This window comes from Pseudomonas imrae (assembly GCF_046352735.2).
In the GTDB taxonomy this organism is placed as follows: Bacteria; Pseudomonadota; Gammaproteobacteria; order Pseudomonadales; family Pseudomonadaceae; genus Aquipseudomonas; species Aquipseudomonas imrae.
This window is the reverse complement of sequence record NZ_CP110853.2, coordinates 4,225,333-4,239,243: the sequence shown is the minus strand read 5'-3', so window position 1 is coordinate 4,239,243 and position 13,911 is coordinate 4,225,333. Positions and strand designations below refer to the sequence as shown.

The following is a 13,911-nucleotide window of genomic DNA, read 5'->3' as shown; positions in this document are numbered from 1 at the left end:
CCCGTGATGCACGCCTGATAGACAGATAAGACCTGATTACCATGGCCCTACTGCAAATCGCCGAACCCGGCCAAAGTCCTCAACCGCACCAGCGTCGCCTGGCGGTGGGAATTGACTTGGGCACCACCAATTCCCTGGTTGCCGCCTTGCGCAGCGGCCTGTCCGAGCCACTGCCCGATGCTGAAGGCAAGGTCATCCTGCCGTCTGCCGTGCGTTATCACGCCGATCGCATCGAAGTCGGCGAGTCGGCCAAGCTGGCGGCGTCTTCGGACCCGCTGAACACGGTATTGTCGGTCAAGCGCTTGATGGGTCGTGGGTTGTCCGACGTCAAGCAGTTGGGCGATCAACTGCCGTACCGTTTTGTCGGGGGTGAATCCCATATGCCGTTCATTTCCACAGTCCAGGGCCCGAAAAGCCCGGTGGAAGTGTCGGCCGATATCCTTAAGGTCTTGCGCCAGCGCGCCGAGACCACGTTGGGTGGCGAGTTGGTAGGCGCGGTAATCACGGTTCCGGCGTATTTCGATGACGCCCAGCGCCAGGCCACCAAAGACGCGGCTAAGCTCGCCGGCCTGAATGTGTTGCGCCTTCTCAACGAGCCAACCGCTGCCGCCGTTGCCTATGGGCTGGACCAGCACGCCGAAGGCTTGGTCGCCATTTACGATTTGGGCGGCGGGACTTTTGATATTTCAATCCTGCGCCTGACCGGCGGAGTGTTTGAGGTGCTGGCTACCGGCGGCGACAGCGCACTGGGCGGCGACGACTTCGACCACGCCATCGCCGGCTGGATCATCACCAGCGCCGGCTTGTCGGCGGATCTGGATCCGGGGGCGCAGCGCAATCTGCTGCAAGCTGCCTGTGCCGCGAAAGAGGCCCTGACCGAAGCCGCATCCGTTGAAGTTTCCTACGGTACTTGGTCGGCTCAACTGACCCGTGAAGCCTTCGATGCACTGATCGAACCTATGGTTGCCCGTAGCCTCAAGGCTTGCCGCCGTGCTGTGCGTGATTCGGGAGTCGAGCTCGAAGACGTCGCAGCAGTGGTCATGGTTGGTGGTTCGACACGTGTACCGCGAGTTCGCGAAGCTGTGGCCGAAGCCTTTGGTCGCCAGCCGTTGACCGAAATCGACCCGGATCAAGTGGTGGCCATTGGTGCTGCGATCCAGGCTGATACCCTCGCAGGCAACAAGCGCGATGGTGGCGAACTGCTGCTGCTCGACGTCATTCCGTTGTCCCTGGGCCTGGAAACCATGGGTGGCCTGATGGAGAAGGTGATTCCACGTAACACCACTATCCCCGTCGCTCGTGCCCAGGACTTCACCACCTACAAAGATGGTCAGACGGCCATGATGATCCATGTGCTGCAAGGCGAGCGCGAGCTGATCAGCGACTGCCGCTCCCTGGCACGCTTCGAGTTGCGTGGTATCCCGGCGATGGTCGCGGGTGCGGCGAAAATTCGCGTGACCTTCCAGGTTGATGCCGACGGTCTGCTCAGCGTTGCTGCTCGCGAGCTGGCCTCGGGTGTCGAGGCCAGCATCCAGGTCAAGCCGTCCTATGGCTTGACCGACGGCGAGATCGCCAAGATGCTCAAGGATTCGTTCCAGTACGCCGGTGATGACAAGGTCGCGCGCGTGTTACGTGAGCAACAAGTCGATGCCCAGCGCCTGCTCGAAGCGGTACAGGGCGCGCTTGATGCAGACGGCGAGCGCCTGCTGGATGTCGAAGAGCGCATGGTCATCGACCTGCAGATGCAGGAGCTGGCCGAATTGATGAAAGGCAACGATGGTTACGCCATCGAACAACAGACCAAGCGCCTGTCACAAGTTACCGATGCCTTTGCCGCCCGCCGTATGGACCAGACGGTAAAAGCCGCCCTGGCGGGCCGCAACCTGAATGAAATTGAGGAATAACTGATGCCGCAGGTCATTTTTCTGCCACACGCCGAGCATTGCCCGGACGGTATGGTCGTGGAGGCTGAGACCGGCAAGTCCCTTCTCGAAGTCGCCCATGACAACCACATTGAGATCGAAAGTGCTTGTGGCGGCGTTAACGCCTGTACCACCTGCCACTGCATTATCCGCGAAGGATTCGATAGCCTCGAAGAGGCCGATGAGTTGGAAGAAGACTATCTTGATAGAGCGTGGGGGCTGGAGCCGACGTCGCGCCTGAGCTGTCAGGCAGTCGTTGGGACTGAAGACCTCACCGTTGAAATTCCGAAATACTCGCTTAACCATGCTGCCGAAGCGCCGCACTGACTGGTAGAACTGTCATGAGTTACGGTTGGAATGATGTACAACGCATTGCTGAAGAACTGGCTGAAGCCAAGCCGGATGTCAGTCCGCTGACGGTCAACTTCGTCGACCTGCAACGATGGATCATGGAACTGCCTGATTTCGACAATACCTCCGGCCGCTGCGGCGAGAAGGTGTTGGAGGCGGTCCAAGCGCTCTGGATCGAAGAAATAGACTGATCATTCCCGCAGGTTAGGCAATACCCAAGAACCCGCGTATAATTCGCGGGTTTAATTTTTCGTAAATTACCGTTTCTGGAGTTACACCATGGCTGTTCAACGTACTTTCTCCATCATCAAGCCTGACGCTGTTGCAAAAAATGTCATCGGCGAGATCACCACTCGTTTCGAAAAAGCCGGCCTGAAGGTTGTAGCTTCGAAACTCAAGCAACTGTCCAAGGCTGAAGCTGAAGGCTTCTACGCTGAGCACAGCGCTCGTGGCTTCTTCGGCGACCTGGTTGCCTTCATGATCTCCGGCCCTGTTGTTGTCCAGGTTCTGGAAGGCGAAAACGCCATCGCTCTGAACCGCGAGCTGATGGGCGCTACCAACCCTAAAGAAGCTGCAGCCGGCACCATCCGTGCTGACTTCGCAGAATCCATCGACGCCAACGCTGTACACGGTTCGGACTCCGAAGCCGCTGCTGCTCGCGAAATCTCGTACTTCTTCGCAGCTACTGAAGTAACCACTCGCTAAGCATTGGCTTAAGAGTGAAGGTGAATCCATGACTACATCGACTGTAAAAACCAACCTGCTGGGTCTGACTCAACAGGAAATGGAAAAATTCTTCGACTCAATCGGGGAGAAGCGTTTCCGTGCCGGTCAGGTAATGAAGTGGATTCACCACTTTGGCGTCGATGATTTCGACGCCATGACGAACGTCAGCAAGGCCCTGCGTGACAAACTCAAGACCATTGCCGAAGTTCGCGGTCCGGAAGTTGTCAGCGAGGACATCTCCAGCGATGGCACCCGTAAGTGGGTGGTGCGCGTGGCGTCCGGCAGTTGCGTCGAGACCGTATACATTCCCCAGGGCAAGCGCGGCACTTTGTGCGTTTCGTCCCAGGCAGGCTGTGCCCTGGATTGCAGTTTCTGCTCCACCGGCAAGCAAGGCTTCAATAGCAACCTCACCGCCGCCGAAGTCATCGGCCAGGTGTGGATTGCCAACAAATCCTTTGGCAGCGTCCCGGCGACCGTCGACCGTGCCATCACCAACGTGGTGATGATGGGCATGGGTGAGCCGCTGCTGAACTTCGACAACGTGGTTGCGGCCATGCACCTGATGATGGACGACCTGGGTTATGGCATCTCCAAGCGCCGTGTGACCCTGTCGACGTCCGGCGTGGTGCCGATGATCGATGAGCTGTCCAAGCACATCGACGTCTCCCTGGCGTTGTCGCTGCACGCACCCAATGACGCATTGCGTAACCAATTGGTGCCGATCAACAAGAAGTATCCGCTTAAGATGTTGCTCGAATCTTGCCAGCGCTACATGTCGTCCCTGGGCGAAAAGCGCGTGCTGACCATCGAGTACACGTTGCTCAAGGACATCAACGACAAGGTTGAACACGCGGTCGAGATGATCGAGTTGCTCAAGAACATCCCGTGCAAGATCAACTTGATTCCGTTTAATCCGTTCCCCCATTCTGGCTACGAGCGACCGAGCAACAACGCCATCCGCCGTTTCCAGGATCAACTGCACCAGGCTGGCTTCAATGTCACCGTCCGCACCACTCGCGGTGAAGATATTGACGCCGCGTGTGGCCAATTGGTGGGACAGGTGCTGGATCGCACCCGTCGTAGCGAACGTTATATCGCCGTGCGCGAATTGAGCGCTGACAGCGATGCGGCGCAGAACGCCGCGACTCGAACCTGAGAGAGGAACTCTATGCCCTTGCGCCTTGCGCCGCTTTTGCTTGTTGCCAGCCTGATGGCTGGCTGTGTTTCATCGGGCGCGGACAGCCCGTTGCAAACCGACAAGGGGCGTGATGAGGCGCGCGCTGCCTATGTGCAGTTGGGGTTGGGTTATCTGCGCCAGGGGCTGAGCGAGCAGGCCAAGGTACCCTTGCAAAAAGCCCTGGCGCTTGACGGCCAGGACGCCGATACCAATGCAGCGTTGGCCCTGGTATTCCAGGCCCAGGCCGAGCCTGAGCTGGCAGAACAGTATTTCCATAAGGCACTGGCCGCGCGGACCCATGATCCACGCCTGCTCAATAATTACGGCAGTTTCCTGTTCGAGCAGGCACGGTATGCCCAAGCATCCGATTATTTTCAGCAGGCTGCGGCCGATACCCTCTATCCTGAGCGTTCTCGGGTTTTCGAGAACCTGGGCGTGACTTCGGTGCGTCTCGGCCAGCGTGAGATCGCTCGCCGGCAACTGGAAAAAGCCTTGCACCTGGACCAGCGCCAGCCCAGAGCCTTGCTCGAAATGGCTGAGTTGTCCTTTGAAGACAGGCATTATGTGCCTGCACGTGACTATTACGAGCGTTTTAGCCTGCTCAGCGGGCAAAATGCACGTAGTCTATTGCTCGGCGTGCGCCTGGCAGTGGTTCATGAAGAGCGCGACAAGGCCGCACGTTTTGGCCAGCAATTAGAGCGACTCTATCCCGGTACGCCGGAATATCAGCAATACCTGTCGGAGCAATGATGAAAGCCGCGCACCCGGAAGTTGTAGCCGCTAATCGTGTTAATCCAGGCGAGACCTTGCGTCAGGCCCGCGAAAGCAATGGCTGGTCGCTGGCCGAAGTGGCCCTCAAGCTCAATTTGACCACTACCTCCCTGGACAATCTGGAAACCGGTGCGTTTGACAAGCTGCCGGGGCACACTTTTGCCCGAGGCTACATCCGTGCCTATGCCAAGTTGCTGGGCATTGACCAGGCGGTTCTGGTCCAGCAGTTCGACCAGTTTACCGGCACCGACTCCCAAGGCAGCAATGTTCACGGCCTGGGTCGTATCGAAGAGCCTGTACGGGTTTCCCACACCATTTTGCGCATCGTCAGCCTGTTGCTGTTGATCGCGGTAATCGGCGGTGGCTTCCTCTGGTGGCAAGATCAGACATCCCTGCGCAGCAAGGATTTGATCAGCAACGCGTTGGAGCATGTCGAGGTCGAAAGCGCTGACGGCACGACCCAGATCCATCCCTTGGACGAGCCGGAAGACCAGGCTGTTGCCCAGGGCCAGGCTGCGCCGCAAGGCCAGAGCCTGGACCTGCAGTCCAGCCAACCGGCTGCCGAGGCTAGCGCCGACCCAGCAGTGACCGCTGCAGTGCCGGCACCTGCCGCTCCGGCTCCTGCTAGCGCTACCCCGGTTGTCCCCACGCCTGTGCCGCCTGCTCCGGTCCAGGCCCCGGTTGCCCCGGCGGCGGCTGCGCCTGCCGTTCAAGCGCCCGTTGCAGCAATGGGTGATGGTCGTATCCAGATTACCTACGTTGCGGACTGCTGGACACAAGTCACCGATGGCAATGGCAAGGTCCTGTTCAGTGGGCTCAAGCGCAAGGGCGATACACTGGATCAGGCCGGCAAGCCTCCTTTGACGCTGCGTCTGGGCTTTGCCCGTGGCGCGCAAGTGGCCTACAACGGCCAGCCTGTGGACGTGGCGCCGTTCACCAGTGGCGAGACAGCTCGCCTGAAGTTGGGACAATAGTCATGCACGGCGAATCTCCAATCAAACGTCGCGTATCGCGCAAGATCTGGGTCGGCTCGGTGCCAGTGGGTGGCGATGCCCCCATCGCGGTACAGAGCATGACCAACAGCGACACCAATGACGTGGCCGCCACCGTTGCCCAGATCAATCGTCTGGAAGCGGCTGGTGTCGACATCGTGCGGATTTCGGTTCCGGATATGGACGCTGCCGAAGCGTTTGGCCGTATCAAGCAGTTGGTAAAGGTGCCATTGGTCGCGGATATCCATTTCGACTACCGGATCGCGTTGCGCGTGGCCGAACTGGGCGTTGATTGCCTGCGGATCAACCCGGGCAATATCGGTCGCGAAGACCGGGTTCGCGCCGTGGTAGATGCCGCCCGTGATCGCGGGATTCCGATCCGCATCGGCGTGAATGCCGGTTCCCTGGAAAAAGACCTGCAAAAGAAATATGGCGAACCGACGCCGGCAGCGTTGGTTGAGTCTGCGTTGCGCCACGTTGAACACCTTGAGCGTCTGAATTTCCAGGACTTCAAGGTCAGCGTAAAGGCTTCCGACGTGTTCATGGCGGTAGAAGCCTACCGCCTGCTGGCCAAGGAAATCGTCCAGCCGCTGCACCTGGGTATCACCGAAGCCGGTGGTTTGCGTTCAGGCACAGTGAAATCTGCGGTGGGTCTCGGTATGCTGCTGGCCGACGGGATTGGCGATACCATTCGCATCTCCCTGGCGGCGGACCCCGTAGAGGAAGTGAAAGTCGGCTACGACATTCTCAAATCCCTGCATTTACGCTCCCGTGGTATCAATTTTATTGCCTGCCCGAGCTGCTCGCGGCAGAACTTCGACGTGGTGAAAACCATGAACGAATTGGAAGTACGCCTTGAAGACCTGCTGGTACCGCTGGATGTCGCGGTGATCGGCTGTGTCGTCAACGGGCCGGGTGAGGCCAAAGAGGCACATATAGGCCTGACTGGCGGTACACCGAACCTGATCTACATCGACGGCAAGCCGTCGCAGAAATTGACGAATGACAACCTGGTGGATCAGTTGGAAAGACTGATACGCGAGAAGGCGGCCGAAAAGGTCGAAGCTGACGCAGCGCTGATCGCGCGCGGCTGATTGAACGAATTTAAGGACTAGATGTGAGCAAGTCTCTGCAAGCCATTCGTGGCATGAACGACATCCTGCCCGAGCAGACGCCGCTGTGGCGCTACTTCGAGAGCACGGTCGCGCGCCTGCTGGATAACTACGGTTACAAGCAGATCCGCATGCCGATCGTCGAGTTCACCGAGCTGTTCAAGCGCTCTATCGGTGAAGTGACCGACATCGTCGAAAAAGAGATGTACACCTTTGACGATCGCAACGGCGACTCCCTGACCCTGCGCCCAGAAGGTACCGCCGCGTGCGTGCGCGCCGTGCTGGAGCATGGTCTCTCCGGTGGTGGCCAACCGCAGAAACTGTGGTACATCGGCCCGATGTTCCGTCACGAGCGTCCGCAGAAGGGGCGTTATCGCCAGTTCCACCAGATCGGCCTGGAAGTCTTCAACCTTGACGGCCCGGACATCGACGCCGAACTGATCGTATTGACCTGGCGCCTCTGGGGCATGTTGGGCATCCGTGATGCGGTCAAGCTCGAGCTTAACAGCCTGGGTACCAGCGAATCCCGTGGCCGCTACCGTGAAGCCCTGGTTGAATTCCTGTCTGCGCGGCTGGACAAGCTGGACGAAGACAGCCAGCGTCGCCTGAAAACCAACCCGCTGCGCGTGCTTGATACCAAGAACGCCGATACCCAGGCTGTACTGGTCGACGCGCCAAAAATGGCCGACTACCTGGATGACGAATCCCGCACGCACTTCGAGGGCCTCAAGGCTCGCCTGGATGCGGCCGGTATTCCTTATGTCATCAATCCCAAGCTGGTGCGCGGCCTCGATTACTACAGCAAGACCGTCTTCGAGTGGGTTACCGACAAGCTCGGCGCCCAGGGCACTGTGTGTGCCGGTGGTCGCTACGACGGCCTGGTCGAGCAAATGGGCGGCAAGCCGACTACGGGCGTGGGTTTTGCCATGGGGATCGAGCGGCTGATCCTGATGCTGGAAACCCTGGAGCAGGTACCCGAAGAAATTTCCCGTCAGGTAGATGTATACCTGTGCGCTTTTGGTGAAGCGGCCGAACTGGCTGGCCTGACCTTGAGCGAAAAACTGCGCGACCAGTTGCCGAACCTGCGCCTGCAAGTCAACGCTGGCGCTGGCAGCTTCAAAAGCCAGTTCAAAAAAGCCGACAAGAGCGGTGCGTTGTTCGCGCTGATCCTGGGCGATGATGAATTGGCCCAGCAAGTGGTAAGTTTCAAGCCCCTGCGTGGCCAGGGTGAACAACAGAGCATTGCCTTTGATGCGCTTGCTGCGCATTTGGCCACCTGCATCGTGCAGGGTTGAAGCTGTCCAACAGCCGAATTTAGCGATTGAGGAGTATTGGGGTGTCGAGTTCTGATGATGATCAACTGGCCGATTTCAAAGACTGGTGGCAGCGTAACGGCAAACCCCTGGTTACTGGCGGCCTGCTGGCGTTAGTTGTGGTGTTCGGTTGGCAGGCGTTCCAGAAGTATCAGGGCAATCAGTCGCAAGGCGCCTCGATACTCTATCAGCAACTGCTGGAAACCACGCTGACCCCAGATGGCAAGCCCGATCCCGCGCAAGTTGCGGACCTGGCAGGCAAACTGAAGAACGAGTTTGGCGGTAGCACCTACGCCCAGTACGGCAGCCTGTTCGTCGCAAAAGTTGCGGTCGACACCGGCAAGCTGGATGACGCGGCTTCCGAGTTGAAAGCCATCGCTGACAAGCCGGCCAACGCAACCCTGGGTGAAATTGCACGTCAGCGCCTGGCTCAGGTTCTGGCCGCACAGAACAAGGCCGACGAAGCACTGAAACTGCTCGACGGCGATGCTGACAAGGCATTCCTGGCTACTCGCGAAGAGCTCAAGGGCGACCTGCTGGTCCAATTGGGTCGTACCGACGAAGCCAATGCTGCGTACCAAAAAGCCAAGGCGGCGCTGTCTGATGAAGCAGCTGTCGGTGGCTTACAAATCAAGCTGGACGACCTGGCCAAAGGGGATGCGTGACGTGATCCGTTGGAAACATGCAGCATTGCTGGCTCTGGCCGTTTTGGCCGCGGGTTGCAGCAGCAACAGCAAAAAAGAACTGCCTCCGGCCGAGCTGACCAGCTTCAAGGAAGAAGTGGTCCTGCAAAAGCAGTGGAGCCGCTCCATCGGCGATGGCCAGGGCGAGACCTACAACATGTTGGTTCCGGCTATCGACGGTGACAACATTGTGGCCGCTGACGTGACCGGCGTGGTGATCTCCATGGATCGCATGAACGGCGACGTCAAGTGGAAGAAAGACCTCGAGCTGCCAGTATCCGGCGCGGTTGGCGTGGGTTATGGCCTGGTGATGATCGGCACGCTCAAGGGCGAAGTCGTGGCACTGGATTCGAGTAGCGGTGAAGAGAAATGGCGCGCTCGCGTGACCAGTGAAGTCCTCGCACCGCCTGCCACCAATGGTGACATCGTGGTCGTGCAAACCCAGGATGACCGCGTAATTGGCCTTGACGCCAACACCGGCGAACAGCGCTGGTTGTACGACAGCACGCCGGCGGTCCTGACCCTGCGCGGTACCAGCGGTCCGGTTGTGACCAATAACCTGGCACTGGCAGGCCTGTCGACCGGTAAAGTGGTCGCCCTGAACACCCAGAATGGCGTGCCAGCCTGGGAATCGCGGGTTGCGATTCCGCAAGGTCGCTCCGAGCTGGACCGCGTAGTGGACATCGATGGCAGCTTGCTGCTGTCGGGTGAAACCCTCTATGTCGCCACTTACCAGGGCCGCGTCGCGGCGCTGGACCTGCAAAGTGGCCGCGTGCTCTGGCAGCGTGATGCTTCCAGCTACGCAGGTGTCGCCCAAGGGTTTGGTAGCGTCTACGTCAGCCTGGCATCTGGCACCGTTGAAAGCGTCGACGAGCGTTCCACCACAGCACTGTGGAGCAATGACTCGCTGGCTCGCCGTCAACTGTCGGCACCTGAGGTGTTCTCCAGCTATGTGGTAGTAGGTGACCTGGAAGGCTACCTGCATCTGTTGAGCCAGGTAGATGGTCGTTTTGTCGGCCGCGAACGTATCGACAGCGATGGCCTGCGTGCCCGTCCGCTGGTCGTAGGCAATATGCTTTATGTTTTTGGTAACAGCGGCAAGCTGGAAGCCCTGACCATCAAGTAACGAACTATGCTTGAGGGCTGGTCCCTCAGGTTGCTGCACCTGCAGGAGCGAGCAAGCTCGCCCCTGCAGTCGAGCACCAGCCGCTGCCTTGCAGCGGCTTTTGTATTTTCTGAAATAACGAAGTGGAGAGCCGCATGGTTCCCGTAATCGCCCTGGTGGGCCGACCTAACGTCGGCAAGTCCACCTTGTTCAACCGCCTGACCAGGACTCGCGACGCCATCGTCGGCGACTTATCCGGTCTGACCCGTGATCGCCAGTACGGTGAGGCAAAGTGGCAAGGGCGCTCCTACATTCTTGTCGACACTGGCGGTATTTCCGGTGACGAGCACGGCATGGACGAAAAGATGGCCGAGCAGTCGCTGCTGGCTATCGAAGAAGCCGATGTCGTGTTGTTCCTGGTGGATGCCCGTGCGGGCTACACCGCTGCTGACCAGATGATCGGCGAGCACCTGCGCAAGCGCAACAAGCGTTCCTATGTGGTGGCCAACAAGATCGACAACATCGATCCTGAGCTGGCGCGTGCCGAATTCAGCCCGATGGGCCTGGGTGACGCGATCCCGATCGCCGGTGCCCATGGTCGTGGCATCACTCAGATGCTGGAAATCTGCCTGCGTGACTTCCCTCGGGATGACATTGAGGAAGAAGAGGGCGAAGGCGAAATCGTCGCCGAAGGCGAGGAAGCCAAGCGCATTCCTGGCCCGAGCGAAAAAGACGGTATCAAGATCGCAATTATCGGTCGCCCCAACGTGGGCAAGTCGACCCTGGTCAACCGCATGCTCGGTGAAGACCGGGTAATCGTATATGACCAGCCCGGCACTACCCGCGACAGCATCTACATCCCGTTCGAGCGTAACGACGAGAAGTACACGCTGATCGACACTGCCGGGGTGCGCAAGCGCGGCAAGATCCACGAGGAAGTTGAAAAGTTCTCGGTGGTCAAAACCCTGCAGGCGATCAAGGACGCCAACGTAGTGATCTTCGTCATGGACGCCCGCGAAGGCGTGGTCGATCACGACCTCAACCTGCTGGGCTTTGCCCTGGAGGCCGGTCGGGCACTGGTGATCGCGATCAACAAGTGGGACGGCATGACCCCAAGCGAGCGCGACTACGTCAAGGTCGAGCTGCAGCGTCGGTTGTTCTTCGTCGACTTCGCGGATATTCACTTTATCTCCGCGCTGCACGGCACCGGTGTAGGCAATCTCTACGCTTCGGTCCAGAACTCCTTCAAGTCTGCGGTCACCCGCTGGCCGACCAACCGCCTGACCCAGATCCTCGAAGATGCGGTGGGCGAGCACGCGCCACCCATGGTCAACAACCGTCGGATCAAGCTGCGGTATGCCCACCTGGGTGGTGCCAACCCGCCGATCATCGTGATCCACGGCAACCAGATCGAGAAGGTGCCGAAGTCCTACGTCCGTTATCTGGAAAACACCTACCGTCGAGTCTTGAAACTGGTCGGTACGCCGATCCGTATCGAGTTCAAGGGTGGCGAGAACCCGTACGAAGGTAATAAAAACAGCCTGACTGACCGCCAAGTGAACAAGAAGCGTCGCTTGATGAGTCACAACAAAAAGGCCGATAAAAAGCGTAAAGATCGGCGGTGACACGGCGGCAAGTTTTAAGCGGCAAGCCGCAAGCAGAAGCAAATTTGCTTGGCTTGCACCTTGAGGCTCATAGCTTGCAACCGCATCGCCAAGCACAAAAAAGGGCTCATCCAGAGCCCTTTTTTGTGCCCGGTGATTGACCCCTTGCAGCTTGCAGCTTAAAACTTGCAGCTCGCCCGGAGGGGGATCCCATGATCACCAGCAAGCTGCCGAATGTCGGCACCACGATTTTTGCCACCATGTCGCAACTCGCCGCCGATACCGGGGCTCTGAATCTGTCCCAGGGGTTCCCCGACTTCAATGGCCCCCAGGCCTTGCTCGATGCAGTGGGTAGACACATCGCCAGTGGCCACAACCAATACGCACCAATGACCGGCTTGCCGGCATTGCGTCAACAGGTGGCGGCCAAGCTTGCCCGCAGCTATGGCGTCACGGTTAATCCCGACAGCGAAGTGACCATCACTCCGGGCGCTACCCAGGCGATTTTCTGTGCAATCCAGACGGTGATCCGCAGTGGTGACGAAGTTATCGTCTTCGACCCTTGCTATGACAGCTACGAACCTTCCGTAGAGCTGGCTGGCGGTCGCTGCGTACACGTGCAGTTGGGGCTGGAGGATTTCAGCCTGGATTTCGAACGGATCAAGGCCGCGCTGTCACCGCGCACGCGCATGATCATTCTCAATACACCGCACAATCCCAGCGGCGCCTTGATCAGCCGGGCCGAACTCGACCAGTTGGCCGAGCTGATCCGTCATCGCGATATCTACCTGGTCAGCGATGAGGTCTACGAACACCTGGTCTTCGACGGTGTGGCCCATGTCAGCGTATTGGCTCATGAGGAGCTGTATCAGCGCGCTTTTGTCGTCAGCTCCTTCGGCAAGACCTATCATGTCACTGGCTGGAAGACCGGGTATGTGATCGCACCACCGGCCCTCAGCACCGAGCTGCGCAAGGTGCACCAGTACGTTAGTTTCTGTGGGGTCACGCCGTTGCAATACGCCCTGGCGGACTACATGGCCGAACATCCGGAACATGTCGAAGCGTTGCCGGCGTTCTATCAGGCCAAGCGCGATCTGTTCTGTGATCTGCTGGCGTCGTCACGTTTCAGTCTTACGCGGGTGACCGGCACCTATTTTCAACTGGTGGACTATTCACAGATTCGCCCAGACCTGGATGACGTTGGCATGTCACTGTGGATGACCCGCGAACATGGTGTGGCTACCATTCCGGTCTCGGTGTTTTACCAGAACCCACCCCAAGGCCAGCGCCTGGTGCGCTTGTGCTTTGCCAAACGCGAGGAGACGCTGCGCCAAGCAGCCGAGAAGCTATGCGTGATCTGAGTGCGTTACCTGATCTGACGATTGCCCTTGTGCAGACGACCCTGGCGTGGCACGACCGACAGGCTAACCTGGAACATTTCGAGTCGTTGCTGGATCAGGCCGGCGGCGCGGATTTAATTGTGCTGCCGGAAATGTTTACCACTGGCTTTTCCATGGAGTCCCAAGCCCTTGCCGAAGCGGAGCGCGGCCCCACCCATGAGTGGCTCAAGATCCAGTCGCATAAACACAATGCTGTGATCACCGGCAGTGTGATCATCCAGGCGGCTGACGGCAGCCACCGCAATCGCCTGTTGTGGGCACGGCCTGATGGCGAGGTGTTGCATTACGATAAGCGTCACTTGTTCCGTATGGCTGGAGAGCACAATCACTACACGCCAGGTGAGTGTCAGGTGCTGTTCGAACTCAAGGGTTGGCGGATTCGACCATTGATCTGTTACGACCTGCGCTTCCCGGTGTGGAGCCGTGATGCCCAGGATACCGACCTGCTGCTATACACCGCGAATTGGCCGGGGGCGCGGCGCCAGCACTGGAACCGCCTGTTGCCGGCGCGGGCCATCGAGAACTTGTGCTATGTGGCGGCGGTAAACCGGGTAGGGACGGACGGCAAGGGGTTTGCTTACACGGGGGGCAGCCAAGTCCTCGACTTCCAGGGCGAGAGCCTGTTGAGTGCAGGGGAGGCGGATGGGGTGTTCCAGGTCTGCCTGGAGGCGGCGCAGTTGGCGGAGTATCGCCAGAGGTTTCCGGCGAATCTCGACGCTGATAGTTTTCAGTTTATTTGACGGATATCCATCGTT

General features: G+C 58.9%; 14 protein-coding genes. All 14 read left to right on the top strand.

What is annotated here, in order from left to right:
• Positions 1 to 41 precede the first annotated feature (41 nt).
• The 14 genes from hscA (at position 42) to OQ460_RS19180 (ending at position 13,896) form a co-directional block, all read left to right on the top strand.
• Entirely contained in the window at positions 42 to 1,904 is a 1,863-nt protein-coding gene (gene hscA / locus OQ460_RS19245; protein WP_410018958.1) for a Fe-S protein assembly chaperone HscA, read from the top strand.
• 3 nt (positions 1,905 to 1,907) lie between these two features.
• Positions 1,908 to 2,249: an ISC system 2Fe-2S type ferredoxin gene (gene fdx / locus OQ460_RS19240; protein ID WP_410018957.1), complete on the top strand. Its 342-nt coding sequence runs from the start codon at positions 1,908 to 1,910 to the stop codon at positions 2,247 to 2,249.
• Positions 2,250 to 2,263: 14 nt separating this feature from the next.
• On the top strand, positions 2,264 to 2,464 hold the full coding sequence (gene iscX, locus OQ460_RS19235; RefSeq protein ID WP_155581720.1) for a Fe-S cluster assembly protein IscX: 201 nt from the start codon (positions 2,264 to 2,266) through the stop codon (positions 2,462 to 2,464).
• An 88-nt stretch (positions 2,465 to 2,552) separates the two neighbouring features.
• Positions 2,553 to 2,978, top strand: coding sequence for a nucleoside-diphosphate kinase (gene ndk, locus OQ460_RS19230; RefSeq protein WP_003443361.1), 426 nt, complete (start codon positions 2,553 to 2,555; stop codon positions 2,976 to 2,978).
• Positions 2,979 to 3,006: 28 nt separating this feature from the next.
• The gene (gene rlmN / locus OQ460_RS19225; protein WP_410018956.1) at positions 3,007 to 4,155 is read left to right on the top strand and encodes a 23S rRNA (adenine(2503)-C(2))-methyltransferase RlmN; all 1,149 of its coding nucleotides are present in this window, start codon (positions 3,007 to 3,009) and stop codon (positions 4,153 to 4,155) included.
• A gap of 12 nt (positions 4,156 to 4,167) precedes the next feature.
• The gene (gene pilW / locus OQ460_RS19220; RefSeq protein WP_410018955.1) at positions 4,168 to 4,926 is read left to right on the top strand and encodes a type IV pilus biogenesis/stability protein PilW; all 759 of its coding nucleotides are present in this window, start codon (positions 4,168 to 4,170) and stop codon (positions 4,924 to 4,926) included.
• The gene (locus OQ460_RS19215) at positions 4,926 to 5,921 is read left to right on the top strand and encodes a RodZ domain-containing protein (RefSeq protein ID WP_410018954.1); all 996 of its coding nucleotides are present in this window, start codon (positions 4,926 to 4,928) and stop codon (positions 5,919 to 5,921) included. Before pilW ends, OQ460_RS19215 begins: the two co-directional genes overlap by 1 nt.
• Before the next feature lie 2 nt (positions 5,922 to 5,923).
• Positions 5,924 to 7,033, top strand: coding sequence for a flavodoxin-dependent (E)-4-hydroxy-3-methylbut-2-enyl-diphosphate synthase (gene ispG / locus OQ460_RS19210; protein WP_410018953.1), 1,110 nt, complete (start codon positions 5,924 to 5,926; stop codon positions 7,031 to 7,033).
• Between the two features lie 23 nt (positions 7,034 to 7,056).
• A complete protein-coding gene (hisS, locus tag OQ460_RS19205) occupies positions 7,057 to 8,346 on the top strand; it encodes a histidine--tRNA ligase (protein ID WP_410018952.1) in 1,290 nt (429 codons plus the stop codon).
• 41 nt (positions 8,347 to 8,387) lie between these two features.
• Positions 8,388 to 9,029, top strand: a complete 642-nt coding sequence (locus OQ460_RS19200; RefSeq protein WP_410018951.1) for a YfgM family protein — start codon at positions 8,388 to 8,390, stop codon at positions 9,027 to 9,029.
• Positions 9,022 to 10,173, top strand: a complete 1,152-nt coding sequence (bamB, locus tag OQ460_RS19195) for an outer membrane protein assembly factor BamB (RefSeq protein ID WP_410018950.1) — start codon at positions 9,022 to 9,024, stop codon at positions 10,171 to 10,173. Before OQ460_RS19200 ends, bamB begins: the two co-directional genes overlap by 8 nt.
• 134 nt (positions 10,174 to 10,307) lie before the next feature.
• Positions 10,308 to 11,777, top strand: a complete 1,470-nt coding sequence (gene der / locus OQ460_RS19190) for a ribosome biogenesis GTPase Der (RefSeq protein ID WP_410018949.1) — start codon at positions 10,308 to 10,310, stop codon at positions 11,775 to 11,777.
• 191 nt (positions 11,778 to 11,968) lie between these two features.
• Complete coding sequence (locus OQ460_RS19185; RefSeq protein WP_410018948.1) at positions 11,969 to 13,117, top strand: pyridoxal phosphate-dependent aminotransferase; 1,149 nt, start codon at positions 11,969 to 11,971, stop codon at positions 13,115 to 13,117.
• Entirely contained in the window at positions 13,105 to 13,896 is a 792-nt protein-coding gene (locus tag OQ460_RS19180; RefSeq protein ID WP_410018947.1) for an amidohydrolase, read from the top strand. Before OQ460_RS19185 ends, OQ460_RS19180 begins: the two co-directional genes overlap by 13 nt.
• Positions 13,897 to 13,911: the final 15 nt, after the last annotated feature.

Coding starts and splice junctions, on each gene's coding strand:
- hscA (WP_410018958.1), top strand. CDS start 42: ATGGCCCTACTGCAAATCGCCGAACCCGGCCAAAGTCCTCAACCGCAC.
- fdx (WP_410018957.1), top strand. CDS start 1,908: ATGCCGCAGGTCATTTTTCTGCCACACGCCGAGCATTGCCCGGACGGT.
- iscX (WP_155581720.1), top strand. CDS start 2,264: ATGAGTTACGGTTGGAATGATGTACAACGCATTGCTGAAGAACTGGCT.
- ndk (WP_003443361.1), top strand. CDS start 2,553: ATGGCTGTTCAACGTACTTTCTCCATCATCAAGCCTGACGCTGTTGCA.
- rlmN (WP_410018956.1), top strand. CDS start 3,007: ATGACTACATCGACTGTAAAAACCAACCTGCTGGGTCTGACTCAACAG.
- pilW (WP_410018955.1), top strand. CDS start 4,168: ATGCCCTTGCGCCTTGCGCCGCTTTTGCTTGTTGCCAGCCTGATGGCT.
- OQ460_RS19215 (WP_410018954.1), top strand. CDS start 4,926: ATGAAAGCCGCGCACCCGGAAGTTGTAGCCGCTAATCGTGTTAATCCA.
- ispG (WP_410018953.1), top strand. CDS start 5,924: ATGCACGGCGAATCTCCAATCAAACGTCGCGTATCGCGCAAGATCTGG.
- bamB (WP_410018950.1), top strand. CDS start 9,022: ATGCGTGACGTGATCCGTTGGAAACATGCAGCATTGCTGGCTCTGGCC.
- der (WP_410018949.1), top strand. CDS start 10,308: ATGGTTCCCGTAATCGCCCTGGTGGGCCGACCTAACGTCGGCAAGTCC.
- OQ460_RS19185 (WP_410018948.1), top strand. CDS start 11,969: ATGATCACCAGCAAGCTGCCGAATGTCGGCACCACGATTTTTGCCACC.
- OQ460_RS19180 (WP_410018947.1), top strand. CDS start 13,105: ATGCGTGATCTGAGTGCGTTACCTGATCTGACGATTGCCCTTGTGCAG.